Below are 25,905 nucleotides of genomic sequence, written 5' to 3'. Positions count from 1 at the left end.
GTTGCCGCTCAGCGAGCGGCTCGGGCCGCGGCCGGCAGCCAGTCGAAGGCTGCCGCGCTCGGACGGTCGCCCGGCTTGTACTCCAGGCCGACCCAGCCCTCGTAACCGGCCTTCGCGAGCCGGCCGAGGAGGTCTTCGAGGGGGAGCGAGCCCGTGCCCGGCGCGCCGCGCCCGGGGTTGTCCGCGATCTGCACATGGCCGGTCTTCGCGGCGTACCGCTCGATCACCGACGGCAGGTCCTCGCCGTTCATCGACAGGTGGTAGAGGTCCATGAGGAACCGCGCGTTGCCCAGCCCGGACGCCTGGTTGACCTTGTCGACGATGCCCACGGCGGCGGGTGCGCTCACCAGTGGGTACCGCGGCGACTCGGGCTGGTTGAGGGCCTCGATCAGCAGGATCGCGCCGATCCGGTCGGCGGCCCGGGCCGCGAGCACCAGGTTCTCCAGCGCGAGCGCGTCCTGCTCGGCCGGGTCCACGCCCTCGACGCGGTTGCCGTACAGGGCGTTGAGCGCCCTGCAGCCGAGGGACTCGGCGAATTCGGCCGCCACGTCGATGTTGGCGCGGAACCGCTCCGACTCCTCGCCCGGGATCGACAGGGCGCCCCGGTCCGGGCCGGGCAGCTGTCCGGCGTAGAAGTTCAGCCCGGTGAGCTGGACGCCCGCGTCCTCGATGGCCTGCTTCAGGGCGTCGAGCTCGGACCGCTCGGGGGTGGGGGAGTCGATCCAGGGCCACCACAGCTCGACCGCGCCGAAGCCGGCCGCGGCGGCGGCCGCGGGGCGCTCCAGGAGCGGGAGTTCCGTGAAGAGGATCGACAGGTTGACGTTGAAGCGCTGCTCTGCGGCTGTGCCCCATTCAGAACCTGGCATGTGGGCCGGCGCTCCCTTCCGTGGTTGTGTTTCCGTATTACGGAAGTTAGTTTCTGCTTAACGGAAGACTGCCTGGGACCGGGGAGGAGTGTCAAGAGTGCCCACGCAAAAAAGCCCCCGCGCGGGGGCACGGGGGCAGGGCGGACGGACTGATCACAGCGCGTCGACGGCACTCACCTTCCAGCCCTCCGAGGTGCGGGTCATCGTCATCCGCACCCGGTTCAGATCCACGCGGGATCCCGAGACCTGGGTGCTCCGGGTGACCTGGTTGACGAAGAGCAGGACCGTGACCCTGTCCGGGGAAGCCGATACGACGGAGGCCGTGGCGACCGTCGCCTTCACCACCCCGTGGTACTTCTCCGCGGTCGGTGCGACCACGGTGGCCGTGGTCTTCCGGTACTCGTCCCGGAACGTCCCGGTCAGATGGCCGCGGGCCCGCGCGAAGTCCCGGTCCAGGTGCTGGTAGTCGTACGACAGCACGACCGGTGCCGCCTTCCGCGCGGCCGCGAGCGCCTCCCCCCGGGCGTCGTCCGCCCGTCGTCCCTCCCGGTACTGCCACCCCAGTACGGCGACGGCGACCAGCCCCGCCACGAGCAGGGCGCCCATGACCGCGGTGAACAGTCTCCGCCGACGGCGCCCACCCCGCTCCCGCGGCGCGTCGCCCTCCTCCTCGAAGGCCTCCGGCGACGGCTCCGGCGGGTCGTCCCAGCCGTCCCCCGGGGCCTCGACGAGCACGGTGCGCCCGGCGAGCGGCGCTTCCTCGTCGGTGGCCGGGCCCGGTTCGCGGTGGCCGCGCTCGGCGCGCTTGGCCGCCGCTCGGGCGGCCGCGGTCATGGTGTGCCGGGTGCTCGATCCGGAGCCGCGGCCCCGCGTCGTCGTCTTCGCCATGGTCGTACTCCTCACAGGTGATGCCGGTCAGCCGACGAACTCGACGTCGGAGGTCAGCCAGCGGCCGTCCCGCTGCACCAGGTCGAGCCGCAGCCGGTAGGTGCGCGCCTCCCCCTTGGGCACCGCGGTGTTGGTCACCTCGCTGTCGGCGACGACCAGGACGCGGGCCGAGTGCTCGTCGGACCGGACGATGCCCGCTTCGAGAACCTGGCCCCGGGACACGGACCTGTTCTCGGCGACGAGTTCGGTCAGCTGCTCGGTCTGCGCGGCGAACTGCTTCTTGAAGTCGCCGGTGGCGCCCTTGAGCACGTTCGCGCTGTCCCGGTCGTAGTGCCGGTAGTCGAGCGAGGTGAAGTTCAGCGCCGACCGGCGGGCGGCGGCGAGGATGTCCTGGCGCCGCTGGTCCGCCTCGCGCTGATCGTGGAGGCCGAGGCCCAACCAGGTCGTCAGGGCGGTGGTGAGGACGGCCGCCACCACCAGCCCCACGGTGAGGGCCCTCTTCATGCCATCGGTCCGACGAGCAGCCATTGCCACGACTCCTTTCCGAATACGGCCTGTTGGCCGCCCGTCGAGCCGATCTCGACGAGCCTTCCGTCCGGGCCGGTGGCGGTGCCGGTCTCCGGGTCGTACGGCGTGACGTACGCCGCCCGGTTCGCGTCGCCGGAAGCGGACGTCGCGCCGGGGGCGTTCTGCGCGCCCCGCACCGACGTCCCGCTCCCGCGCGGTGCCGTGCAGCGCGCGTCGGTGTTCGCCTCGCGCGTGCCGGTGTCGGCGGGGTCGCGGCGCACCGTGCCGTATCCCTGGGTGCATCCGGGCGGGTCGTCGGCGTTGACGACCAGCCCGAAGTGGGTGGTGCCGTCGCCGGGGATGACGGTGTAGCTGCCCGCGACCATCACCGGGAAGGTGACCAGGGCCTGCTCCACGCCGGGCAGCCGCGCCAGCGTGACCTGGCCGCCGCTGATCAGGTTGGCCAGCAGCACCGAAAGCCGCGGCCCGGTCGACTTCAGCAGCGAGTTCACCTGCTGCGCGGCCGGAGTCGCGTTGCCGATCAGCTTGCGCAGGTCCCCGTCGCTCGACTTCAACTGCGCGGTGAGCGCCGCCAGATCACGTGCGAAGGACTTGATCGACGAGCCCTGGTCGGCCTGCGTCTCGAGAACCTTGCGCGAGTCCTCGATCAGCGCGATCGTTTCGGGCAGCGACTCGGACGCCGCCTCGACGAGCGCGTTGCCCGAGTCCACCAGCCGGCTCAGGTTCGGTCCGGTGCCGGAGAAGGCCTGGTCCAACTCGTCGACGGTGACCCGCAGATCGTCCTTGCCGACGGAGTTCACCAGCCGGTCCAGGGCGAGCACGAGGTCCGTCGCGGGCAGCGGCACGCGGGTGCGGTCGCGGGGGATGGTGCTGCCGTCGAGCAGATACGGGCCGTGGGTGGTACGCGGCTGCAGATCGACGTACTGCTCGCCCACCGCCGAACGGTTCGCCACCACGGCGAGGGCGTCCGCGGGGATGCGCGGCGCCCCGTCGTCGATGTCGAGGGCCACCGAGACGCCGTCGGCGCCGGTCAGCCGCAGCGCACCGACCCGGCCCACCGGCACCCCGCGATAGGTGACCTCGGCGCCGGAGAAGATGCCCCCGGAGCCGGCGAAGTCCGCCCGCACGGTGTAGCCGCGGTCCAGGACGGCGTCCACCAGGCCGGTGTACTCGGCGCCGACGTACGACACCCCGACCGCGGTGACGGTGGCGAAGGCAAGCAGCTGGGCCTTGACCGTACGGGTGATCACGGCTGAACCCCCTTCAGCATCAGCTCGGCGAGCTCCAGGTCGATGCCCTCGGGCAGGCCGCCCTCGGTGCGGTAACCGCTGCCGGTGCGGTGACTGCTGCCGCACACCGGCGGGCACAGCAGGTCGCCGCCGCCCGGGGGAGCCGAGGGGGACGGCAGGCCGGGTGCGTCCGGCAGGGCGGTGGGCGTCGGGACGGCTGGCAGGTCCGGGAGGTCGGGTGGGTCGGGCAGGCCGGGTGTGCTCGGCTCGGCGGAGTCACCGTTGCCCCCGCCGGAGCCGGGCTCGTCCGTCAGGTTCCCGTAGAGCCCTGCCAGATCGAGGTCGGCGGTGAGGTGGAGATTGACGTAGTCGCCCTTGATGGCGTCCACCGCGTTGCGGGGGAAGGGGTAAGTGGTCAGCAGCTCAAGGGAGTTGGGCAAGTCATCGCCCGCCTTGTTCAGTTGCCGCAGGATCGGCGCGAGCTGCTTCAGGTTCGCGACGGTGTCCTCGTGCGAGGCGTTGACCACCTTGGTGCCCGTCTCGCCGAGCTTCGACAGGGCGGTGAGCATCCTCGTCAGATCACGCCGCTGGTCGGCGAGGACCTTCAGGGCGGGCGGCATGGTGTCGACGGCCCGGGCGATCGTCTTCTTCTCCTTCCCGAGCCGCCCCGCGAGCCGGTCGACGGCCTTCAGGGCGCGGACGATGTCTTGGCGCTGGTCGTCGAGGCCGCCGATGAACGTGTTGAGCTCCTCGATCAGGGACCTGACCCGGTTCTCCCGCCCGTCCAGGGCCTTGTTCAGCTCCACCGTGATCGTCTTGAGCTGGGCCACTCCGCCGCCGTTGAGCAGGGCCGACAGCGCGGACAGCACCTCCTCGATCTCCGGGTTGCGACCGCTGCGGGACAGCGGGACGCGGTCCCCGTCGCCGAGCCGGCCCACGGGTTCTGTGCCCGTCGGGGCGGAGAGCGCCACGTACTTCTCGCCGAGCATGCTGGTCTGCCGCAGCTCGGCCACCGCGTTGGCGGGCAGCTTCACCGAGTCCGCGATCCGCAGCCGCACGCGCGCGTGCCAGCCGTCCAGCTCCACCTTCTCGACAGCGCCCACGGTGACGTTGTCGACCTTCACCGCCGACTGCGGCACCAGGTCGAGGACGTCACGGAACTCGGCGGTGACGCGGTACGCGCGCCCGTCCGCGGCAGCGCCGCCGGGCAGCGGGACGTCGTACCAGCCGTTGAACTCGCAGCCGGACAGCAGCAGCGAGCCGGCCGCCGCCCAGGCGAGGGCCCCGGCCCCGCGTCGTACGCTCATGCGCTCGCCCCCAGGATCCCGCCGAGCGTCCGGTCGACCGTGCCGGTGACCGCCGGGCCCTGCGGCACCTCGGGCAGGGAGGCGAACAGGTCCCTCAGCTCCTCGCAGTCGGTCTCGTCCCCGGTGGTCCTCAGCACGGAGCACAGCAGGGAGGCCGGATCCTGGGGCTGATTCGGGTTGTTGCGGGTGTCGAGGGTGCCCGCGGACGGGTTGTAGGCGTTGTTCAGGTTCGACATGCCGGTGGGTGCGACCTCCAACAGCTCCTCCAGCGCCGCCCGTTGGGTGACGAGCACTTCGGTCACCTTGCTGAGGCCCTTCACGTTCGAGGTCAGCGAGTTCTTGTTCCTCTTCACGAAGTCGGACACGTCACCGAGGGCCGTTCCCAGGTTCTTCAGCGCGGCCGCCAGATCCTTACGCTCGCCCGCGAGCTGCTCGGCGACCTTGGCGAGGCTGGTGTTGAACGACCGCACGCTCTTGTCGTCGGCGGCCAGCGCCGCCGTGAACACCTGGAGGTTGCGCACCGTGCCGAAGAGGTCGCCGCGGCCGTCGGACAGCGTGGTGACCGCCTCCGACAGGTCCTCGACCGTCTGGTTGAGGTGTGCGCCCTGCCCGTCCAGGTTGTCGGCGCTCACCCCGAGCAGCCGGGACAGCGAGCCGTCCTTGTTCGCCCCCTCGGGGCCGAGCGACTCGGCCGTGGTGTGCAGGCTGTCGAAGACGCGGTCCAGTTCGACGGGTACGGCCGTGCGCGACTCGGGGATGACATCGCCGTCCCGCAGCGCCGGACCGCCGCGGTACACCGGCAGCAGCTGCACGTAACGGTCGCTGACCACCGAGGAGTTGATGATCGCGGCCCGCGCGTCCGCCGGGACCCTGCGGCCGGCTTCGTACTCCAGCTCCACCCGCACCCGGTCGCCCTCCGGCGTGATCTTCTCGACCTCGCCGATCCGGACGCCGAGGACCCGGACGTCCGAACCGGGGTAGATGCCGACGGTGCGCGGGAAGTACGCGGTGACCCGCACGGGCTCGGAGCGCGGCCACAGCACGTAGGTGAGGGCGGCGACGACGGCGAGTGCGGTGACCTGGGCCACGCGCCTGTTCAGGTTGTTCACTGCGCGCCTCCCGTGCGCGGCACCACCGGAGCGGCGACCAGGTTCTGGACGTAGGAGTCGAACCAGCGGCCGTTGCCGAGGGTGTTGGTGAAGAGCCGCACGTAGGGCGCGAGCAGCTTGACGCTCCGGTCGAGGCTGGACTGATTGCGTTCGAGCATCTCGACCACGCGGCCCAGGCCCTTGAGCGCGGGCCCGATCTCCTTGTCGTTGTCCTCGACCAGGCCGGACAGCTCGACGCCGAGCGCGGCGGAGCTCTTCAGCAGGGTGTGGATCGCCTTGCGCCGCTTGCTGATCTCCTTGAACAACGCGTCGCCGTCCTTCACCAGGGCGGTGAAGTCCTCGGAGCGCTCGGCCAGTACGCCCGTGACGCCGTTCGCGTGGTCGAGCAGCTCCCTGAGCTCCTGGTCGCGTGAGGCGACCGTCCGGGAGATCTTCGACAGGCCCTTGATGGACGCCCGTACCTCTGCGGGCGAGTCCTGGAAGGTGGTGGAGATGGTGTCCAGGGCCGTGGCCAGCCGGTCGGTGTCGACCTCCTCGGTCGTCGTGGTGAGGTCACTGAAGGCCTGTACGACGTCGTACGCCGGGACTGTGCGCCGCAGGGGTATCTCGGTGCCGGGCCTCAGCTGCCCCGGCCCCTTGGGGTGCAGCGCGAGGTACTTCGCGCCGAGGATCGTCTTGACGCGGATCGACGCTCCGGTGCCGGTGCCGAACGAAGGGTCGCCCTTGATCTTGAAGGTGACCAGGACGTGGTCGCCGTCCAGATCGACGTCCTTGACCTCGCCGACCTTGACCCCGGCGATCCGCACCTCGTCGCCGGGCTTGAGGCCGCCCGCCTCCGAGAAGGCGGCGCGGTACGTCTCGCCGCCGCCGATCAGCGGCAGGCTGTCGGCGTTGAACGCGGCCACGGTCAGCAGCGCGAGCGTGGTGAGGCCGACGGCCCCGATGGCGACGGGGCTGCGCTCGCGGAAGGGGGTCAGGCGCGGGCGGCGGATCCGGACGCGGGGGAGCCCTGCGGACCGGATGCGGGGGAGCCGTACAGAAAGGACGCGCCTCGTCATGCGCCGCACCTCGCCCTCGCCACGTGCAGGTCGGGAGTGAGTACTTCCCGCGTCTTCGGCAGCACGATCCGGCCGTCGAAGTCGCAGAGGTAGAAGTTGAACCACGAGCCGTAGGACGCCGTCCCCGTCAGCTCGTTCAGCTTGTTCGGCAGCCGCTTCAGGACGCCCTCCACGGTCTTCTCGTTGTCGTTCAGCGTTCCGGTGAGATCGGTCAGCTCGGCGATGTCCTCCTTGAGCGGCGGGCGCGCGTCCTTCAGCAGCCCCGACGTGGCCTCGGTCAGGTCGCCGATGCTCACCAGCGACTCCCCGATGGGCCTGCGGTCGGCGGACAGCCCCGAGATCACCCGGCGCAGCTGCTTGAGCAGCCCGGAGAAGCGGCCGCCGCGCTTGTCGAGGGTCTCCAGCACCGTGTTGAGGTTGTCGACCACCGAACCGATCAGCTGGTCGCGGCCGGCCAGCGTCGTGGTGAGCGAAGCCGTGTGCGCGAGCAGGCTGTTGACGGTTCCGCCCTCGCCCTGCAACGTCCGGACGATCTCGGTGGCCAGCTGGTTGACGTCCTGCGGGCTGAGCGCGGCGAACAGCGGCTTGAAGCCGTTGAGCAGCGCGTTGAGGTCCAGCGCCGGCTGGGTGCGGGACAGCGGGATGGTGGCGCCGGGCTTCAGCCGGGTGCCGTCGCCCGCGCCTTCGCTCAGGGCGACGTACCGCTGTCCGACCAGGTTCCGGTAGCGGATGACCGCGCCCGTGCCGGTGAGCAGGGGCCGGTCCTCACTGACCGTGAAGGTGATCTCCGCCAGCGTCCGGTCCCTGATCCGGATGTCCTCGACCTCGCCGACCCGCACCCCGGCCACCCGGATGTCGTCGCCCTCCTCCAGGCCGGTGACGTCGCTGAACACCGCGCGATACCGGTGCTCGGGGGTGAGGGAGATGTTGACGATGGTGGCGGCCAGCAGGGCGGTGGCCAGGACGGTCACCACGGCGAACAGGCTGAACTTGATCAGCGGCGCTGCGGTCTGCCGGGCTGCGGTCTGCCGGGCTGGGGTCCTCCGGGCTGAGGTGCTCCTCATGCGACGCTCACCGCCGTCCCGCGCGCCATCGGCCCGAACAGGAGTGTCGCGACCGGCGGCACCTCGTCGGCGGGCACGCCCAGGACGGGCGCCACGAGCGATCCGACGGCACGCTGCTCGGCCCGGGTGGCGGACACGCCGGGCGGCCCGGCTGAACTCCCCTTCCTCGAACCGTCGTCGAGGTGGGCACCCGGCGCCGGTACCGGCGGACCGGGCAGATCACGGCAGTCGGGCCCGGACCGCTCGCCGTAGCGGGGCTCCTCGCCGGGCTCGTACGCCCCCTGCCGGCGGACGACCTCCAGCGTGATGTGCATCTTGCCGCCCCGGAACGCCTGCTCGGAGGCCTCCTCCTGACGGACCAGGCCGGCGAGGAGGCAGGGGTACTCGGGGGAGTAGCGGGCGAAGAGCGCGAGGGTGGGGCGGGAGACCCGGCCCAGGGTGATGAGCCGGTCGCCGTTCGCGTCGAGGAAGTCGTCGGCGGTGCCGGCGACGGTGGCGGTCGTGGTGAGGGCGGACGCGAGCCGGTGCCGCTCCTCGACCAGGGTGCGGCTGGTGGTCACGGTGTTGCGCAGGATCTCCATCAGGTCGGGCGCCGCGTCGCCGTAGACCTCGGCGACGTCGGCGAAGCGTGCGATGTCCTCTCGCAGGGACGGCAGGTGCGGATTGAGGCGGCGCAGGTAGGCCTCCACGCGGGTGAGGTTGTCGCCGATCCGGTCGCCCCGCCCCTCGAGGGCGGTGGCGAAGGCGGCGAGCGTGGCGTTGAGCTTGCCGGGCTGCACGGTCCGCAGCAGCGGCAGCAGGTCGTTCATCAGCTGCTGGAGCTCGATGCCGACGCGGGTGCGGTCCTGGGTGATGACGTCCCCGGCGCGAATGGGCCGTCCCGAGGAGCCGCGCGGTGCGACCAGGTCGACGTACTTCTCGCCGAACAGCGTCTTGGGCAGCAGGCGTGCGTGCACGTCGGACGGGATGTGCGCGACGTGCTTCGGCTTCAGCGCGATGTCGAGCGTCGCCTTCGTCCCGTCCGCGCGCACCTCACGCACCTCGCCGACCAGCAGCCCGCGCAGCTTGACGTCGGCGCGCGGATCGAGCTGGTTGCCGAGGCTGTCGGCTTCCAGGGTGATCCGCACGACCGGCGTGAACGCCTGCCGGTAGACGGCGACGGACAGGGACAGCAACAGAGCCAGCACGGCGAGGAACACCACGCCGTACAACCGCAGTCTCACCACTCTCATACGGCTCACCCCGCAATCCGCACGGTCGTGCTGGCGCCCCAGATCGCCAGCGACAGGAAGAAGTCCAGGACGTTGATCGCGACGATCGACGTCCGCACCGCGCGGCCCACCGCGACGCCGACGCCCGCCGGGCCGCCGCTCGCGTAGTAGCCGTAGAAGCAGTGCACCAGGATGATCAGGACGGCGAAGACGAGCACCTTCCCGAAGGACCACAGCACGTCGACCGGCGGCAGATACTGCGCGAAGTAGTGGTCGTAGGTGCCCGCCGACTGCCCGTAGTAGCCGGTGGTGATGGTGCGGGCGGCGAGGTACGAGGACAGCAGGCCGACCACGTACAGCGGGACCACGGCGACGAACCCGGCGATCATCCGGGTGGTCACCAGGAACGGCAGCGAGGGCACGCCCATGACTTCGAGGGCGTCCGTCTCCTCGCTGATCCGCATCGCGCCGAGCTGCGCGGTGAACCCGGCGCCGACCGTCGCCGACAGGGCGAGCCCGGCCACCAGCGGCGCGATCTCGCGGGTGTTGAAGTACGCCGACAGGAACGCCACGAAGTTGGAGGTGCCTAGCTGGTTGAGCGCGGCGTACCCCTGCAGGCCCACCTCCGTGCCGGTGAAGAAGGAGAGGAAGGCGATGACACCGACGGTGCCGCCCACCACGGCGAGGGCGCCGCGGCCGAAACTCACCTCGGCGAGCAGCCGCAGGATCTCCTTCTTGTAGCGGCGCAGGGTGCGGCCGGTCCACGCCAACGACCGTCCGTAGAAGGACAGTTGGGCGCCCAGCTCCTCCAGGCCTTTCAGCAGCGCCATGCCTCAGCCCCTCTGCGGAACGACTTGGAAGTACACGGCGGTCATCACGAAGTTCGTCACGAACAGCAACATGAAGGTGATCACCACCGACTGGTTCACGGCGTCGCCCACACCCTTCGGGCCGCCCTTCGCCGTCAGTCCCTTGTACGAGGCGACGATCGCCGCGATCGCCCCGAACACCAGCGCCTTGATCTCCGCCGCCCACAGGTCGGACAGCTGGGCGAGCGTGGTGAAGGAGGCGAGATAGGCGCCCGGAGTGCCGTTCTGCAGGACGACGTTGAAGAAGTAGCCGCCCGCGACGCCGACCACCGAGACCAGCCCGTTGAGGAGCACCGCCACCAGCATCGACGCCAGGACCCGTGGCACGACCAGCCGGTGGATGGGATCGATGCCCAGCACCTGCATCGCGTCGATCTCCTCGCGGATCTTCCGTGCTCCGAGGTCCGCGCAGATCGCCGTGCCGCCGGCGCCCGCGATCAGCAGCGCGGTGACGATCGGCGAGGCCTCCCGCAGCACCGCGAGCACCGAGGCGGCCCCCGCGAAGGACTGGGCGCCGAGCTGCCGGGTCAGACTGCCGATCTGCAGCGCGATGACGGCCCCGAAGGGGATGGACACGAGGGCCGTCGGCAGGATGGTGACGCTCGCGATGAACCAGGCCTGCTGGATGAACTCCCTCGCCTGGAAAGGGCGTCGGAAGATGGTCCGGACGACGTCCAGCGCCATCGCGAAGAGACTTCCCGAGTGCCGCAGCGCTCCGGTCGGTGACAGGCTCATGCGTCGGCCACCTCCTTTCGGTGCAGCGCCGCTTCCCGGTCGGCGATCGCCTGCCAGCGGGGCGGGCGGGTGATGCCCGGCCCCGGCAGCAGGCGGGGAGTCAGAGCCTGGGCGGGTGCCGGGTCGGCGAGTTGGGCGAGCTCCTGCTCGACCTGTGCGGCGTCCTTCTCCTCCGCCATGCCGATCGGGCCCTGCATCCGGCCGTTCAGGAACTGCCGTACGACGGGCTCGTCGCTGGTCAGCAACTGTTCGCGCGGCCCGAACATGACCAGCTCGCGCCGGAACAACAGCCCGATGTTGTCCGGCACCTGGCGGGCGGAGGCGATGTCGTGCGTGACGATCAGGAAGGTGGCGTCGATCTGGGCGTTGAGGTCGACGATGAGCTGGTTGAGATACGCGACGCGCACGGGGTCCAGGCCCGAGTCGGGCTCGTCGAAGAGGATGATCTCCGGGTCGAGGACGAGGGCCCGGGCCAGACCGGCCCGCTTGCGCATCCCGCCGGAGATCTCGCCGGGCAGCTTGTCCTCGGAGCCGATCAGCCCGACCATGTCCATCTTCTCCAGCACGATGCGCCGGATCTCGCTCTCCGACCTGCGGGTGTGCTCACGCAGCGGGAAGGCGATGTTGTCATACAGGTTCATCGAGCCGAACAGCGCGCCGTCCTGGAACAGCACGCCGAAGAGCTTCCGCACCTCGTACAGGTCGTGCTCGCGGAGCTTCGTGATGTCCCGGCCCTGGATCGTGATCGAGCCGCGCTCCGGCTTCAGCAGTCCGACGAGCGTCTTGAGGAACACCGACTTGCCCGTGCCCGAGGGGCCGAGCATGACGGAGACCTCCCCGGCGGGCATGGTCAGCGAGACGTCCTGCCAGATGACCTGGTGACCGAAGGACTTGGTCAGCCCTTCCACACAGATCTCGACACCCATCCGGTCCACCCTTCGGCCCCTGGAGCAGCTCTGACATCTGCTCTACGGGGAGGGACGGGGCGTCCGTCGCTGCGGGGTGGAGTTTTTTTCGAGCGGGTCCGTCCCGGTCTAGGGGAGCGGGCTCGGGGTGGGTGCGTCGACCGAGGGCGGGGGCGGCGTCGGTACGTCGGCGGAGCCCGGGATCGTGGAAACGGCGGACTCGACCGGTACGGCCGTCTCGCCGGGTGTGTGCGACAGCTCCGGGACGCCGGACACGCTCGGTATCCCGGGCACGCTCGGTGTCCCGGGCAGCCGCGGGACCTCTGGAACATCCGGTGCCGACAGTTCGGGCAGCGGCGACAGAGCGACCTCCGGCAGGGGCGGCACCGACAGGGGAACGAGCGACCCCTCACCGGCCGACAGGGGTGCCGCCGCCGGCCGGGGAGTCGGCGTCGCACCCGCGTTCGCCCGCGCGTCCGGAGCATCGGCCCGTCCGGAGCCGTCGGGCCGCAGTGCCTCCGCGGGGCCCGACACGGCGGGCCGCGGAGCCGACCCCTGCCCGTCCGCGTCGTACGCGTACGGCAGCACGAGCCCGGCCACCGCCAGCGTCGCCGCCGTCGAGGCGGCCGCCACGGCCTGTGCCTTCCCACCCGCGCGAGGCTGTCCCCGCCCGATGAGGAACAGCGCGAGCCCGAGCGTCGCCGCCAGCGAGTTCCGCAGCGTTCGCCGGGCCCGGGCCAGCAAGGACTCGACGGTCCGGTAACTCAGCCCCATCCGGACGGCGACCTGACCGACGTCGAGGTCCTCGGACCTCAGCCGCAGCGCCTCCGCCTGGCGGGCGGGCAGCTCCCCGCTGCGCACGGCCAGCCACTTGGCCTCGGCCCGGTCGCACACCACCTCTTCGACGGGCACCGGTCCGGGTGCGATCAGCGTCGGACTGGCGCGGACCTCGGCCTCGCGGCTGACCTGCCGGTAGCGGTCCACGCACAGCCGCATCGTCACCGTCGTCAGCCAGGCCGCGAGCCGCTCCTCGTCCAGGCCGGGGCGCTCCGCGGCGCGCAGCATCGCCTCGTGCACGGCGTCCTCGGCGTCCTCGATGCTCATCGACCTGCGCCGGGCCACCCTGAGCAGGTGCTCGCGATGACTCCACATGCGCTGCCAACGGTCGTCGTCCGTCTGCGCCTCGGCAGGCATGTCCGTCGCCATGAGGGCCCCTTCGCGCTCGCCCGCCGGTCCGTGCCGTCCGGCGGGTGGCGAGATTACCGCCCGGTAGCCGCGGTTGTGGAGGGGGAGGCGGGCATCGAGTCCCCGCTGTTACAGGACAGCTGTCGCAGGTCAGCTGTCGCTGGTCAGCGGACCGCCACCGGGCAGCAGGCCGTCGGTGGGCAGCTCGACGTCCGCCCCGGGCGCGGACGGCAGCGGCTCCCGCGTCACCTCGGTCGCGGTCGCCGGACGGGTGGGGGCGGGCGTGGGTGGGGACGGGGTGCCGGATGGGGTGGCGCTCGGCCGGGCGGGAGCGGCGGGCCGGGCGGACGGTGTCGGTGCGGGCTTCGGCGGGCCCGCCGGCCGTGATGCCTCCGGGCGGGCGGAGGCCACCTCGCCGCCGTCCGGCACCACCCGATGGCCTTCCAGGAAGTACGCGTACCAGGCCCTGACCGTGCGCAGATACGCCTGCGAGTGGTTGTAGCCGAGGATCGCCGCGTCCAGGTCGCCCGGGACCGACAGGTCCGCTCCGCCCGCGCACAGATAGCGACCGGCGGCGAGCGCCGCGTCGAAGACGTTGTCCGGGTCGGCCCGCCCGTCGCCGTTGCCGTCCGCGCCCCAACGGGCCCAGGTCGACGGGATGAACTGCATCGGACCGACCGCGCGGTCGTACACCGGGTCCCCGTCGTGGGCGCCGCCGTCGGTGTCCCGGATCAGGGCGAAGGCGCCGCCGTCCAGGCGCGGTCCGAGGATCTGCCGCACGGTCGTACCGTCCGCGGTCACCCGGCCGCCTCCGGCCTGCCCGGACTCCACCTGGCCGATCGCGGCCAGCAGCTGCCACCGCAGGCGACAGCCGGGCGCCTCGCTCGCCAGCCGGGCCTCGGCCCTCCGATAGGCCAGGAACACGCTCGCCGGGAGCGCGGCGCCCACCGTCCGCGGCCGCGTCGCCCCCTCCCGGGTCCGCAGCGGCGGCAGCGCCGTGCGGTACGGGGCGTCGCCGGACACGCTCGGCCCGTGTGCGGCGGGCGTGCGCGGCACGGGAGCCAGGGCCCGTGCCTGACTCGCCCCCGGTGCCTGGGACGCGGTCAGCGCCGCCATCGCCGCCGCCGCGATCGCCGTACCTCTGACGCCTCTGGCCCCTCTGACTCTGTGTCCTGCCACGTCGCGTTCCCCTCCCGGTGGACTCCCCTTGTCTGCTCTACGCGGCAGAGCGGCGGGTCCGTCGCCCGGATCCCGGATCCCGGAGCCGGCGAGCTGCCCGAGAATCCGTGCAGCGCGTTAGGTTGTGCGCGTGCGATTGAGAGTGGAGTTCACGACCGAGCCCTTCGACCTCGACGAGGCACCGGCGCATGCTCTGGTGGCCCGCGAGGTCATCGAGGCGGCCGACCTGGACGCGGTGGACGTCGGTCCCTTCGGCAACACGGCGGAGGGCGGCGCCGACGCCGTACTGACCGCCGTGGACGCCCTGCTGCGCCGGACCCTGGAGTCCGGCGCCACCCGGATCTCGCTCCAGCTCAATGTGATCGGCGAGAGTGAGAGCGGGACCGGGAAGAGCGGGACCGGGGAGGTCGGCAAGTGACCGGCATCGGCGACGAGCCCTTCATCACGGCCGTGAAGCCGCTGGTCGACGCGATGGGCGGCGAGCTGCTCCCGCCGGATGAGGCCGGCCCCGACGACGTCGTGCTCGCCTGGGAGGGCACCGATGTCGTCGCCGTACGCCTGCCCCAGCTCGCCGACTCCCTCGACCACATCCTGGTCGCCATGGAGCGCAAGAAGGGCAAGCCCCTCGCCGACCTGGACCGCAAGGCCAAGCAGGAGGTCGTGCGCATACTGGAGGCGCGCGGCGCCTTCTCCGTACGGCACGGCGTGGAGACCGTGGCGAGCGCCCTCGGGGTGAGCCGCTTCACGGTCTACAACTACCTCAACCGCGAGAAAGAGAGCTGAGCGGGCGCCCTCCGGTCGGCCCCCTGTTCCGTAACCCGGAATTTTCAACAAACTGTTGACGCCGTCTTCCGGAGGGCGTTAGCTAGCGGCAGCCCGATCAGTACGAAGGCCGCCTGCGGCCACGGAGGCTCCCGTGACGTCGACATCCACGCCCCCGGGCCTGGCCCGGTTCAACGCCCTGGAGGAGCACGCGGCCTTCGCCGCGCTCCACGAGGCGTGCGCCTCCACGGCATGGGCCGAGGCGCTGCTCGCCGCCCGCCCCTACGCCACCCCCGACGACCTCTACGCCGCCAGTGACGCCGCGATGGCCGAGCTGAGCGCCGAGGACCTTGCCGAGGCCATGGCCGGGCACCCGCCGATCGGCCGCCCGAAGCCGGGCGACCCGACCTCGGCGCGGGAACAGCGCGGCATGGCCGGCGTCTCCGAGGAGCTCAAGACGGAGATGCTGGAGCTGAACCTGGCGTACCAGGAGAAGTTCGGCCACGTGTTCCTGATCTGCGCAACCGGCCGGACCGGCGAGCAGATGCGCGACGCGGTCAAGGAGCGGATCGGCAACGCGCCGGAGCGGGAGAGGGAGATCGTCCGCACCGAGCTGGGCAAGATCAACCGGATCCGGCTCGCGCGTATCGTCGAAGAAGACTGAAGAGGACGCCTGACCATGAGCACCAGCACCACCGCCTCGGTGTCGACGCACATCCTCGACACCAGCATCGGCCGCCCCGCCCAGGGCGTCGCCGTCCAGCTCTCCGCCCGCCCCGGGCGCGATGCGGACTGGCAGGCGCTCGGCGGCTCCGCGACCGACGCGGACGGGCGGTGCAAGGACCTGCCGGCGCTGCCGGAGGGCACCACCCACGTACGGCTCGACTTCGCCGTGGAGGCGTATTTCGAGCGTTCCGAGAACAAGCAAGCCGATGCGCAGCAGGACGCCCCCGCGAATCGGGACAGCGGTGCGTTTTTTCCAGAGGTAGCGATCACCTTCGCCGTCCAGCCCGGCGAGCACTACCACGTACCGCTGCTGCTCAACCCGTTCGGCTACTCCGTTTACCGAGGGAGCTAGCAGAGAATGCCTACGATCCTGGGCCAAAACCAGTACGGCAAGGCCGAGAACCGAGTCGTGAAGATCACGCGGGACGGCGCCACCCACCACATCAAGGACCTGAACGTGTCCGTGTCGCTCTCCGGCGACATGGACGAGGTCCACTACTCCGGCTCGAACGCCAACGTGCTGCCGACCGACACCACCAAGAACACGGTGTACGCGTTCGCCAAGGAGCACGGCATCGAGTCCGCCGAACAGTTCGGCATCCACCTGGCACGGCACTTCGTCACGAGCCAGGAGCCGATCGGGACGGCCCGCATCCGTATCGAGGAATACGCCTGGGAGCGGATCGAGCACTCCGGGAAGGGAGCGCACTCCTTCGTCCGCAAGGGCCAGGAGACCCGGCTGACCCAGATCAGCTACGACGGCGAGTCGTGGGAGGTCGTCTCGGGCCTCAAGGACCTCGTCGTGATGAACTCGACCGACTCCGAGTTCTGGGGCTACGTCAAGGACAAGTACACGACGCTTCCCGAGGCGTACGACCGCGTCCTGGCCACCCAGGTCTCCGCCCGCTGGCGCTTCAACTGGTCCGACGACGCACAGGAGATGCCCGACTGGGAGCAGTCCTACGAGCAGGTGAAGAAGGACATGCTCCAGGCCTTCGCCGAGACGTACTCGCTCTCGCTCCAGCAGACCCTGTACCAAATGGGCGCGCGGATCATCGATAGCAGCGGTGAGATCGACGAGGTCCGCTTCTCGCTCCCGAACAAGCACCACTTCCTGGTGGACCTGGAGCCGTTCGGGCTGAAGAACGACAATGAGGTGTACTTCGCCGCCGACCGCCCGTACGGCCTGATCGAGGCGACCGTCCTGCGGGACGGCTGCGAGGCGAAGATCCCCGTGGACGTCACCAACCTCTGACCTCACCAACCTCTGACCTCACCAACCTCTGAGCAACCCCCCTTTGCGGCACCCGCGGCCGGAGAGCCCGTCTTCCGGCCGCGGCACTCAAATCTCCCAGGGTCCTGCCGTGCCCTCTTCCCCCAGTCCACTGAGCGAAAAGGACGCATCATGGCAGCAGACCGGCGCATCGTCATCGAGAACTGTTCGATCGCGACCGTCGACGCCCACGACACCGAGTACGCGAGCGGGTACGTCGTCGTCGCCGGCAACCGCATCGAGTCGCTCGGCGCGGGCAAAGCCCCCGAGGGCCTGGAGAACGTCGACCGCCGTATCGACGCCACCGGCCACCTCGTGACTCCGGGCCTGGTCAACACGCACCACCACTACTACCAGTGGATCACCCGTGGCCTGGCCACCGACCACAACCTCTTCAACTGGCTCGTCGCGCTGTACCCGACCTGGGCGCGCATCGACGAGCAGATGGTCCGGGCGGCCGCCGAGGGCTCCCTCGCGATGATGGCCCGCGGGGGCGTCACCACCGCCATGGACCACCACTACGTCTTCCCGCGCGGCTCCGGCGACCTGTCCGGCGCGATCATCGGCGTCGCCCGCGAGATGGGGGTCCGCTTCACCCTCGCCCGCGGCTCCATGGACCGCAGCGAGAAGGACGGCGGCCTGCCCCCGGACTTCGCCGTCGAGACCCTCGAAGGCGCCCTCGCCGCGACCGAGGAGACCGTGCGGCAGCACCACGACGCCTCCTTCGACGCGATGACCCAGGTCGCCGTGGCGCCCTGCTCACCGTTCTCCGTGTCGACCGAACTGCTGAAGCAGGGCGCCGAGTTGGCGCGCCGCCTCGGCGTACGGCTGCACACCCACGGCTCGGAGACCGTGGAGGAGGAGCAGTTCTGCAAGGAACTGTTCGGCATGGGCCCGACCGACTACTTCGAGTCCACCGGCTGGCTCGGCGAGGACGTGTGGATGGCGCACTGCGTCCACATGAACGACTCCGACATCGCCGCCTTCGCCCGCACGAAGACCGGCGTCGCCCACTGCCCCTCGTCCAACGCACGACTGGCCGCCGGTATCGCCCGCGTCCCCGACATGCTGGCCGCCGGCGTCCCGGTCGGCCTCGGCGTCGACGGCACGGCGTCCAACGAGTCCGGCGAACTCCACACCGAACTGCGCAACGCCCTCCTCGTCAACCGCCTCGGCGCCCACCGCGAGGCCGCCCTGAACGCCCGTCAGGCCCTGCGCCTCGGGACCTACGGCGGCGCCCAAGTCCTGGGGCGCGCAGCCGAGATCGGCTCCCTGGAGCCCGGCAAGCTCGCCGACCTGGTGCTGTGGAAGCTCGACACGCTGGCCCACGCCTCCATCGCCGACCCGGTGACCGCGCTGGTCTTCGGCGCGGCGGCCCCGGTCACCGCCTCCTTCGTGAACGGCCGCCAGATCGTCGAGGACAACCGGCTGCTCACCGCCGACGAGGACGCGATCGCCCGCTCCACGCGGGCCGAGGCCCAGCGTCTGGCGCGGATCGCCGCGCAGGGCTGATCCGGTGAAGATCTCCGGTCGAGGGGGACGGCCCTCGACCGGTGGCCGTGGACCCGAGCGGGGTCCATGGCGGCCGTCTCCGGGGCGCGCATGGACGTGTGCGCCCCGGAACGGCCTCCGTTGCCCCATATGAGGGGCTCCGTCCCCTCGGTCCCGCACGACCGCGCACCACCTCCATGAAACCCACGTCAGAGCCGACGTGTCACCCGCCCGGAGGAGCCGCCGTGACCGCCCACCCCGTCGACGAGAAACTGCCCGCACTCAAGATGGCCACCACGGGCCTGCAACACGTGGCCGCCATGTACGCGGGAGTCGTCGCCCCGCCCCTGATCGTCGGCGCGGCCATCGGCCTGACCGGCACCGAACTCACCTTCCTCACCGGCGCCTGCCTGTTCACGGCGGGCCTCGCCACCTTCCTCCAGACGCTCGGCATCTGGAAGATCGGCGCCCGGCTGCCTTTCGTCAACGGCGTCACCTTCGCCGGAGTCGCCCCCATGACCGCGGTCGTCGCCGCCACCGAGGACAAGTCCGACGCCCTGCCGATCATCTTCGGCGCGGTCGTCGTCGCCGGACTCCTCGGCTTCATAGCGGCCCCCTTCTTCAGCAAGGCGGTCCGCTTCTTCCCGCCGGTCGTCACCGGCACGGTGATCACGCTGATCGGCGTCTCGCTGCTCCCGGTCGCCTTCGGCTGGGCGCAGGGTCCCGATCCCGCGGCCGACGACTACGGCTCGACCACCTATCTCGGCCTGGCGGGCGCGACTCTCCTGATCGTGTTGCTTCTTCGCCGCTTCACCCGCGGCTTCGTCAAGCAGATCGCCGTCCTGCTCGGCCTGGTCGTAGGCACGCTCGTCGCGATCCCGTTCGGCGTCACGGACTTCGGTCCGGTCGCGGACGCGGACATCGTCGGCTTCCCGACCCCGTTCCACTTCGGCGCACCGCAGTTCCAGCTCGCCGCGATCCTCTCCCTGTGCGTGGTGATGGTGGTCTCGATGACCGAATCGACCGCGGACATGCTGGCGCTGGGCGAGATCGTCGAACGCCCGGCGGACGAGAAGACCATCGCGGCCGGACTGCGCGCCGACACCCTCGGCTCGGCGATCAGCCCGCTCTTCAACGGCTTCATGTGCAGCGCCTTCGCGCAGAACATCGGCCTGGTCGCCATGACCCGCATCCGCAGCCGGTACGTCGTCGCCACCGGCGGCGGCTTCCTGGTGCTGATGGGCCTGTGCCCGGTCGCCGCCTCGCTGATCGCGGTCGTGCCGCGCCCGGTGCTCGGCGGGGCGGGCGTCGTCCTCTTCGGCTCGGTCGCGGCCAGCGGCATCCAGACCCTCGTGCGGGCCGGGTTGGACCGGGACAACAACGTCCTGATCGTGGCCGTCTCCCTCGCCGTCGGCATCATCCCGATCACCGCGCCGGAGTTCTACCACGCCTTCCCGGAGACCGCGAAGATCGTCCTGGACTCGGGCATCTCCACCGGCTGTGTGGCCGCGGTCCTGCTCAACCTGGTCTTCAACCACCTCGGCAGGGACCGGGACGCCCAGGACGTGACCCATCCCATGGAGGCGGGGGAGGAGCTCGCGGGCACCCGGACGGCCGGCGCGCACTGAGCGTCGTCAGGCCCGCCGGAACGCCTGGCAGGGCTGGGGGTCCGGCAGCCGCCCGGTGAAGTACGACCTCGGCGGCACCCCCATCAGGGTGCGGAAGTCGGACGTCATGTGGGACTGGTCGTAGTAGCCGGTGGCGGCGGCCAGTTCGGCCCAGTCGGCCCGAGGTGCCTCGGTCAGTACATGGCGGACGCGGTCGATGCGGGCGTAGTGCTTGGGGGAGAGACCGACGCCCTCCGTGAAGAGGTTGCGCAACTGCCGCTCGCTGACGGCGAGTTCCCGGGCCACGTCCTTGACCTGTGCGGGGGCGTGGTCCGGCCGGGTCGACAGGGCGTCGACGGCGGCCCGCAGCAGCCGGGCGCGCGAACGGTCGGCGGCCAACGGGTCGGGGAGCAGCTCCGTGAGATACGCGAGCATCTCCTCCGGCGCCAACTCGACGAGCTTCCGGGACAGTTGACGTGCCGCCCCGGTCGGCAACGCGCCCAACGGCACGGCCCGCCCGACCAGGTCGACCGCCGGGGTGCCGAGCAATGGGCGTACCACACCCGGGCCCAGGCTCACCTGGACGCAGGACGCCACTCGCCGGTCCGCCTCCGCGTAGTACGAGGCACGGGTGCGCGGCCCGACCACCAGGGCATCACGACGGCCGCCCGCTTCGACCCGTACGACCAACTTCGTCGCCGCGTCCGGCACATGGGCGAACGACGCCGGCAGCTCCTCCCCGGCGCCCACCGACTCGATGCCGGTGATCCAGGGGCGAAGAGCGTCGGGGACGGTCAGGGCACGGTCGGCCAGGGCATTCGTCACCCTCTTACGGTAGGCGCGCGCCGCACGGCTGGGGGCGCCACAACCGTGCCGGAATTTCCTAGCGACCGGGAGCGGCCGCCCGTCAGCGTTGAGGCCATGATCCTAGTGACCGGTGCCACGGGCACCATCGGCAGTGAAGTCGTACGACAGCTCGCGGCGCGCGGCGAGAAGGTGCGGGCCATGACCCGTGACCCGGCGAAGGCGCAGGTGCCCGAGGGCGTGGAGGTGGTGCGCGGGGACTTCCTCGACTCGGAGTCCGTGACGGCGGCGCTGGCCGGGGCGGCGGCCGTGTTCCTGGTGGCCGTCCTCGGACCGGCGGACGGCGGACGGGACGCCCGGCTGGTCGCGGCGGCGCGGGCGGCGGGCGTCCGCCGGATCGTGAAACTCTCCTCCATCGGTACCGGCGACCCGGACTACGGCCCCTTCGGCACCTGGCATCTTCCCGGGGAGGAGGCCCTGCGGGCCGGCGGGTCGGAGTGGACGATCCTGCGGCCGTCGTCCTTCGCCTCGAACACCCTCGGCTGGGCGGAGTCGGTCCGCGCGGGCCGGCCCGTGCCCAACATGACCGGAAACGGCCGGCAGGGAGTGGTCGACCCGCGTGACGTGTCCGAGGCGGCCGTCGAGGCGCTGACCGACTCCCGGCACTCCGGGCGGACGTACACGCTGACCGGGCCCGAGGCGATCACCGTCCACGACCAGGCCGCCGCGATCGCCGCCGTCGTGGGACGCCCGGTGGAGACGCTCGACCTCTCGCCGGACCGGATCCGCGAACAGCTGACGGCCTCGGGACTGGACGCGGCGGCCGCGGAGAGCGTCCTGGGCGGCCTCCTCTTCGCCCGCGAGGGCGGCAACGCGCTCGTCACGGACGACGTACAGGAGGCGTTGGGGCGTCCGGCGCGGTCCTACCGGGAGTGGGTCGAGGACCACAGGGGAGTCTTCGTCGGGGCCTGACGGAAGGAAGCGGCGGCGGGAGAGGGCTCCCGCCGCCAGAGCCGGGTTCGTCGGTCACGGTCGGTGCGAGCGTGCCCGCGGTGCCTACAGCCCGAACAGGCCCGGATCCGACGCCAGCTCCTTGAAGTGCTCCCGCGGATCCGCCACCAGCCTGCGTTCCTTGAGGTTCATCAGCCCGCCGACCGCGGTGATCTCGGCCGCCACCGTGCCGTCGGTCTTCCGGATCGTCTGCTCGATCCGGAAGGTCTTGCCCTCGCCCCAGTCGAAGCGGCAGGTCACGGCGACCTCGTCGCCCGCCAGGAGTTCCCGGCGGTAGCGGATGGTCGTCTCCAGGGCCACCGGGCCCACGCCCTTGCCGATGAGGCCCGCCTGGCTGATCCCGGCGGCCTGGAGCAGCGACCAGCGGGCGTGCTCCGCGTAGTTGAGGTAGACACTCTGGTTGAGGTGACCCTGGACGTCCGTCTCGTATCCGCGGACGGTCACGGGGACGGAAAACGGTTCGGTCACGGCTTTCCCTTCTCGTCGTGGACGCTCTGATCTTGATCTCTGATCCGTCGATCTTGGCATGGTCATCACGTCCGGCGTGGGGACGCCAGCAGATACCGGTCTCTCGTCCGCGGCTCCGTGTGCTCGCCGACCTGCCAGCCCGCCTTGTCCAGCGTGGCCGCGCACGCCCGCAGCAGCGCGGTGTCCGGCGCGTGCACGGCGACGGCCTCCGGCTGCGGGGTCGGGCGCACCCGGTAGCCCGCCGCCTCCCACCCAGCCGGACGGTGACCCGCCGCCTCCAGGGCGAGCGCGGCGGCCTGCACCAGATGCGCGCGCTCCCAGTCGCACGGCCGGTCCGTCGCACCGTCCCGGTTGGTCATCCGGCGCAGCTCCAGCAGCCCCTGCCAGGCGCTGTGCACCTCGCGAACGCGACCGGGACCGCTGTCCGCCTCCTCGTCACTGCCGATGCGGGCGGCGAAGACATCGGCGGTCCGGGGCGACCGGATCGCGGGCTCGGCGGCGACGGCCTCCGGCGGCGCCTCCCGTATGCGGTGCCCCGCCGGTGTCAGGAAGTGGTCGTGCGGCGGCCGCGGATGCCGGAAGGCGAGCCCTCGCTTGACCAGCGCCGCGAGCTGCGACTCCGTGCCCTTCAGCCGGCCGGTGACCGGATCGGCGGCGTCGATGACACGCCGCTGCGCGGCGGTGGGCGGTCTGGTCACGGCGTGCTCCTCCCCGGCGAACAGCCTGCTCGAAGGGCTCCCTCACCGCCGCGACCGGCCGCACGATCAGCCCTTTCGAAGACTACGACCCCGGTCTGACATTCCACCCGGCGATCACCGGCCGCCCGTGCTCGGTGCTCAGCCGGCACAGGGTCCCGGTCGCCAGCTGGAACAGCGCCCCGGCCGACGGCGGCAGCCCCAGCCGCCGGGCCGTGAGGACCCGTAGGAAGTGACCGTGCGCCACCAGCACCACGACGCCCTCGGTGTTGGCGAGCGCCGCGTCCACCTTGGCCAGCACCCGGTCGGCCCGTTCACCCACCTGCTCCGGAGTCTCTCCGGGGTGGTCGGGCGGCCCGGGCGCGACCCCGTCCGTGAACAGGAACCAGTCCGGCCGGGTGCGCCGGATCTCCACGGTGGTGACACCTTCGTATCCGCCGTAGTCCCATTCGCGCAGGTCCGTGTCGACCCGTACGTCGTGCAGCCCGATGAGCTCGGCGGTCTCCCTGGCCCGCTGCAGCGGGCTGACGAACGCGGCCCCGATCCGGTGCGAACGGATCAGCGGCACCAGGCCGCGCGCCTCCTGCCGCCCGCGCTCGGTCAGCGGGACGTCCGTCGATCCGGTGTGCCGCCCGGACCGCGACCACTCGGTCTCGCCGTGCCGGACGAGGAAGAGATCACCCATGTGTCACAGGCTACGAGCAGCACACCTCGTGCGCGGCCGGGGTCAGGAGCTCGTGAGGATGACGAGTCGCTGGGTGGCCCGGGTCATCGCGACATACCGGTCGACCGTTGCTTCGATGCCCTCGCCGAACGCCTCCGGGTCGACGAGGACGACCAGGTCGAACTCGAGGCCCTTCGACAGCTCCGGGGTCAGCGACCGGACGCGGGACGACGGCGCCCGGAAGCCGGGATCGCCGATGACGCAGGCGATCCCCTCGGCGTGTGCGGCGAGCCAGGTGTCGAGGATCGCGCCCAGATCCGAAGCGGGCCCGTGGACGACGGGGACGCCGCTGCTGCGGATGGAGGTCGGCACGTTGGCGTCCGGGAGCACGGCCCGGATGACCGGTTCCGCCTCCGCCATGATTTCCTCCGGCGTCCGGTAGTTGATGCTCAGGGAGGCCAGGCTGATCCGGTCGAAGCCGATCCGCTCCAGCCGTTCCTGCCACGACTCGGTGAACCCGTGCCGGGCCTGGGCACGGTCCCCGACGATGGTGAAGCTCCGGGACGGGCACCGGAGCAGCAGCATCTGCCACTGAGCGTCGGTCAGTTCCTGGGCCTCGTCCACGACGATGTGCGCGAACGGGCCGGCGAGCAGGTCCGGGTCGGGGGTGGGCAGTTCGGACTCGTCGACCAGGCTGACCCGGGCGTCCGCGCCGCGCAGCATCGTCACCAGGCCTTCGCCGTCGTCACCGTCGGCGCCGGAGTCGGCCGCGGCCTCCAGCAGGTTGTCGACGACCTGCGTCATGCGCTCGCGCTGGGCGGCGAGGACGGCCTCGTGCCGGCGCCGGCGCCGGGCCGCCTCCGGGTCGCCGAGCCGCTGCCGTGCCGCGTCCAGGAGCGGCAGGTCGGACACCGTCCAGGCCTGGGGGCTCTCCCGCTGCAGCTTCCGTACCTCCTCGCGGCCGAGCCAGGGAGCACACATCCGCAGGTAGGCGGGTACCGACCACAGGTCCCCGACGAGGTCGGCCGCCTCGATCAGCGGCCACGCGCGGTCGAAGGTCGTGAGCAGTTCCCGGTTCTGCCGCAGCGCCCTGCGGAGCAGGTCGTCCGAGACGTCGCCGTCGTGCTTGTCCACCAGGATCGTGAGCAGTTCCTCCCAGACCTGGTCGCGTGCCTCGTTGTGCGGAGTACCGGGTGCCGATTCGAACGCCACGGCCCAGTCGTCGGCGCTCAGCCGGATGTCGGACCACGGGGTCGTGACCGTCATCCCCTCGGCGGGCGGCTCCTCGTAGAACCTGACGGCCCTCTCGATCGACTTCACCAGGTCCGCGGACGACTTCAGGAGCGCCACCTCCGGGTCGGCCTCGACCGCCGCCGAGGCTCCCTCGGTGACGAGGTCCCGCAGGGTGCAGGTCTGCACGCCCTCCTCTCCGAGGCTGGGGAGGACGTCGGCGACGTAGGCCAGATACGGCCGGTGCGGACCGACGAACAGCACCCCGCCCCGACGATGACCGAGACGGGGGTCGGAGTGGAGGAGGTAGGCGGAGCGGTGCAGGGCGACGACGGTCTTGCCCGTGCCCGGACCGCCGTCGACGACGAGGGCGCCGCGGGAACCCGCGCGGATGATGGCGTCCTGGTCGGCCTGGATGGTGCCGAGCACGTCCCGCATCCGGGGCGACCGGTTGTTGCCCAGGCTGGCGATGAAGGCGGACTGGTCGTCGAGCGCGGCATGCCCGGTGAACCCGTCCGCGGTGAACACCTCGTCCCAGTAGTCGCTGATCCGGGTGGGGGTCCCCCCGCTCGAGCGAAGCCGAGAGTGGGGGACGGTCCAGCGATACCTGCGGCGGCTGGCCAGACCCATCGGGTTGGCGTGGGTGGCCCCGAAGAACGGCTCGGCCGCGGGCGAGCGCCAGTCGAGCAGCAGCCGACGGCCCGCGCTGTCCGTCAGACCGAGTCGTCCGATGTACACCGGCTCGGGGTCGTCCGCGCCGACCATGTGCCCGAGGCACAGGTCCAGACCGAAGCGGCGCAGTGCGCGCAGGCGAGCGGTCAGCCGGTGGATCTCCGTGTCCCGGTCCATCGCCTGCCGGCCCATGCCGCCGGGCGCCCTGCGCTGGGCGTCGAGACTGTCGGACAGTTCGGCGATCGTCTGCTCGAGGCACTCCGCGATGGCCGCGAAATGCTGCTCGTCGCCGGTGATCAGTGCCGGGTCGGCCTTGGGGGAGAGGTGGTCGGGAAGGTCGAACACGCTGGTGGTCAGCGGTTTCACGGC

27 protein-coding genes are annotated in these 25,905 nt (G+C 71.4%); 8 read left to right on the top strand and 19 right to left on the bottom strand.

Translation table 11 applies throughout. The annotated features are described in order from the left end of the window. Positions 1 to 8: 8 nt before the first annotated feature. From OG252_RS12090 to OG252_RS12025, 14 genes are all read right to left on the bottom strand, one after another. Positions 9 to 866 (bottom strand): TIM barrel protein, encoded by an 858-nt coding sequence (locus OG252_RS12090; protein WP_266449836.1) that lies wholly within the window; start codon positions 864 to 866, stop codon positions 9 to 11. Between the two features lie 153 nt (positions 867 to 1,019). Then, a complete protein-coding gene (locus tag OG252_RS12085) occupies positions 1,020 to 1,754 on the bottom strand; it encodes a hypothetical protein (RefSeq protein WP_329335819.1) in 735 nt (244 codons plus the stop codon). A gap of 27 nt (positions 1,755 to 1,781) precedes the next feature. Continuing rightward, complete coding sequence (locus tag OG252_RS12080; protein WP_266449838.1) at positions 1,782 to 2,282, bottom strand: hypothetical protein; 501 nt, start codon at positions 2,280 to 2,282, stop codon at positions 1,782 to 1,784. Continuing rightward, the gene (locus tag OG252_RS12075) at positions 2,255 to 3,532 is read right to left on the bottom strand and encodes an MCE family protein (protein ID WP_266449839.1); all 1,278 of its coding nucleotides are present in this window, start codon (positions 3,530 to 3,532) and stop codon (positions 2,255 to 2,257) included. The genes OG252_RS12080 and OG252_RS12075 overlap by 28 nt, the downstream gene beginning before the upstream one ends. Continuing rightward, positions 3,529 to 4,818, bottom strand: a complete 1,290-nt coding sequence (locus tag OG252_RS12070; RefSeq protein WP_329335817.1) for an MCE family protein — start codon at positions 4,816 to 4,818, stop codon at positions 3,529 to 3,531. The genes OG252_RS12075 and OG252_RS12070 overlap by 4 nt, the downstream gene beginning before the upstream one ends. Then, complete coding sequence (locus OG252_RS12065; protein ID WP_329335815.1) at positions 4,815 to 5,927, bottom strand: MCE family protein; 1,113 nt, start codon at positions 5,925 to 5,927, stop codon at positions 4,815 to 4,817. Before OG252_RS12065 ends, OG252_RS12070 begins: the two co-directional genes overlap by 4 nt. Continuing rightward, the gene (locus OG252_RS12060; RefSeq protein WP_329345126.1) at positions 5,924 to 6,904 is read right to left on the bottom strand and encodes an MCE family protein; all 981 of its coding nucleotides are present in this window, start codon (positions 6,902 to 6,904) and stop codon (positions 5,924 to 5,926) included. Before OG252_RS12060 ends, OG252_RS12065 begins: the two co-directional genes overlap by 4 nt. Before the next feature lie 77 nt (positions 6,905 to 6,981). Continuing rightward, entirely contained in the window at positions 6,982 to 8,049 is a 1,068-nt protein-coding gene (locus OG252_RS12055; RefSeq protein ID WP_329335813.1) for an MlaD family protein, read from the bottom strand. Beyond that, on the bottom strand, positions 8,046 to 9,281 hold the full coding sequence (locus OG252_RS12050; protein ID WP_329335810.1) for an MCE family protein: 1,236 nt from the start codon (positions 9,279 to 9,281) through the stop codon (positions 8,046 to 8,048). The genes OG252_RS12055 and OG252_RS12050 overlap by 4 nt, the downstream gene beginning before the upstream one ends. A 5-nt stretch (positions 9,282 to 9,286) precedes the next feature. Next, entirely contained in the window at positions 9,287 to 10,090 is an 804-nt protein-coding gene (locus OG252_RS12045; RefSeq protein WP_266449844.1) for an MlaE family ABC transporter permease, read from the bottom strand. A gap of 3 nt (positions 10,091 to 10,093) precedes the next feature. Next, a complete protein-coding gene (locus OG252_RS12040; protein WP_266449845.1) occupies positions 10,094 to 10,864 on the bottom strand; it encodes an MlaE family ABC transporter permease in 771 nt (256 codons plus the stop codon). Beyond that, the gene (locus OG252_RS12035) at positions 10,861 to 11,790 is read right to left on the bottom strand and encodes an ABC transporter ATP-binding protein (protein ID WP_266449846.1); all 930 of its coding nucleotides are present in this window, start codon (positions 11,788 to 11,790) and stop codon (positions 10,861 to 10,863) included. Before OG252_RS12035 ends, OG252_RS12040 begins: the two co-directional genes overlap by 4 nt. 108 nt (positions 11,791 to 11,898) lie before the next feature. Beyond that, positions 11,899 to 12,975, bottom strand: a complete 1,077-nt coding sequence (locus tag OG252_RS12030; protein WP_329335808.1) for an RNA polymerase sigma factor — start codon at positions 12,973 to 12,975, stop codon at positions 11,899 to 11,901. Between the two features lie 129 nt (positions 12,976 to 13,104). Further along, positions 13,105 to 14,133 carry a lytic transglycosylase domain-containing protein gene (locus OG252_RS12025; protein ID WP_329335806.1) on the bottom strand — a complete coding sequence of 343 codons (1,029 nt, stop codon included), beginning with the start codon at positions 14,131 to 14,133 and terminating at the stop codon, positions 13,105 to 13,107. A gap of 130 nt (positions 14,134 to 14,263) precedes the next feature. Here OG252_RS12025 and OG252_RS12020 point away from each other — a divergent pair, with 130 nt between their 5' ends. The 7 genes from OG252_RS12020 to OG252_RS11990 all read left to right on the top strand — a co-directional run bounded on the left by OG252_RS12020 (position 14,264) and on the right by OG252_RS11990 (position 20,013). Continuing rightward, positions 14,264 to 14,551: a hypothetical protein gene (locus OG252_RS12020; RefSeq protein ID WP_329335804.1), complete on the top strand. Its 288-nt coding sequence runs from the start codon at positions 14,264 to 14,266 to the stop codon at positions 14,549 to 14,551. Then, on the top strand, positions 14,548 to 14,916 hold the full coding sequence (locus OG252_RS12015) for a helix-turn-helix domain-containing protein (protein WP_266449850.1): 369 nt from the start codon (positions 14,548 to 14,550) through the stop codon (positions 14,914 to 14,916). Before OG252_RS12020 ends, OG252_RS12015 begins: the two co-directional genes overlap by 4 nt. Positions 14,917 to 15,049: 133 nt before the next feature. After that, entirely contained in the window at positions 15,050 to 15,559 is a 510-nt protein-coding gene (uraD, locus tag OG252_RS12010) for a 2-oxo-4-hydroxy-4-carboxy-5-ureidoimidazoline decarboxylase (protein ID WP_329335802.1), read from the top strand. A gap of 15 nt (positions 15,560 to 15,574) precedes the next feature. Further along, a complete protein-coding gene (uraH, locus tag OG252_RS12005) occupies positions 15,575 to 15,973 on the top strand; it encodes a hydroxyisourate hydrolase (protein WP_329335801.1) in 399 nt (132 codons plus the stop codon). 6 nt (positions 15,974 to 15,979) lie between these two features. After that, positions 15,980 to 16,876: a factor-independent urate hydroxylase gene (gene pucL, locus OG252_RS12000; RefSeq protein WP_329335799.1), complete on the top strand. Its 897-nt coding sequence runs from the start codon at positions 15,980 to 15,982 to the stop codon at positions 16,874 to 16,876. A gap of 150 nt (positions 16,877 to 17,026) precedes the next feature. Beyond that, on the top strand, positions 17,027 to 18,406 hold the full coding sequence (locus OG252_RS11995; RefSeq protein ID WP_266449854.1) for an 8-oxoguanine deaminase: 1,380 nt from the start codon (positions 17,027 to 17,029) through the stop codon (positions 18,404 to 18,406). 224 nt (positions 18,407 to 18,630) lie between these two features. Further along, complete coding sequence (locus OG252_RS11990; RefSeq protein ID WP_329335798.1) at positions 18,631 to 20,013, top strand: nucleobase:cation symporter-2 family protein; 1,383 nt, start codon at positions 18,631 to 18,633, stop codon at positions 20,011 to 20,013. A 6-nt stretch (positions 20,014 to 20,019) separates the two neighbouring features. On the opposite strand, the gene OG252_RS11985 is transcribed toward OG252_RS11990, so the two are convergent. After that, positions 20,020 to 20,817 (bottom strand): helix-turn-helix domain-containing protein, encoded by a 798-nt coding sequence (locus OG252_RS11985; protein ID WP_329335797.1) that lies wholly within the window; start codon positions 20,815 to 20,817, stop codon positions 20,020 to 20,022. Between the two features lie 96 nt (positions 20,818 to 20,913). Between OG252_RS11985 and OG252_RS11980 the strand changes: the two genes are divergently transcribed. Beyond that, positions 20,914 to 21,768: an NAD(P)H-binding protein gene (locus OG252_RS11980; protein WP_329335795.1), complete on the top strand. Its 855-nt coding sequence runs from the start codon at positions 20,914 to 20,916 to the stop codon at positions 21,766 to 21,768. Between the two features lie 84 nt (positions 21,769 to 21,852). Here OG252_RS11980 and OG252_RS11975 read toward each other — a convergent pair whose 3' ends face one another. From OG252_RS11975 to helR, 4 genes are all read right to left on the bottom strand, one after another. Continuing rightward, positions 21,853 to 22,275, bottom strand: coding sequence for an acyl-CoA thioesterase (locus OG252_RS11975; protein ID WP_266449858.1), 423 nt, complete (start codon positions 22,273 to 22,275; stop codon positions 21,853 to 21,855). Between the two features lie 65 nt (positions 22,276 to 22,340). Next, on the bottom strand, positions 22,341 to 22,973 hold the full coding sequence (locus OG252_RS11970) for a hypothetical protein (protein ID WP_329335792.1): 633 nt from the start codon (positions 22,971 to 22,973) through the stop codon (positions 22,341 to 22,343). An 82-nt stretch (positions 22,974 to 23,055) separates the two neighbouring features. After that, on the bottom strand, positions 23,056 to 23,655 hold the full coding sequence (locus tag OG252_RS11965) for a histidine phosphatase family protein (RefSeq protein ID WP_329335790.1): 600 nt from the start codon (positions 23,653 to 23,655) through the stop codon (positions 23,056 to 23,058). Positions 23,656 to 23,697: 42 nt separating this feature from the next. Then, positions 23,698 to 25,902 carry an RNA polymerase recycling motor ATPase HelR gene (helR, locus tag OG252_RS11960; RefSeq protein WP_329335788.1) on the bottom strand — a complete coding sequence of 735 codons (2,205 nt, stop codon included), beginning with the start codon at positions 25,900 to 25,902 and terminating at the stop codon, positions 23,698 to 23,700. Positions 25,903 to 25,905: the final 3 nt, after the last annotated feature.

It is taken from the genome of Streptomyces sp. NBC_01352 (assembly GCF_036237295.1).
Lineage (GTDB): Bacteria > Actinomycetota > Actinomycetes > Streptomycetales > Streptomycetaceae > Streptomyces > Streptomyces plumbiresistens.
The sequence above is the reverse complement of the archived record's forward strand: the minus strand, read 5'-3'. Positions and strand labels throughout refer to the sequence as shown.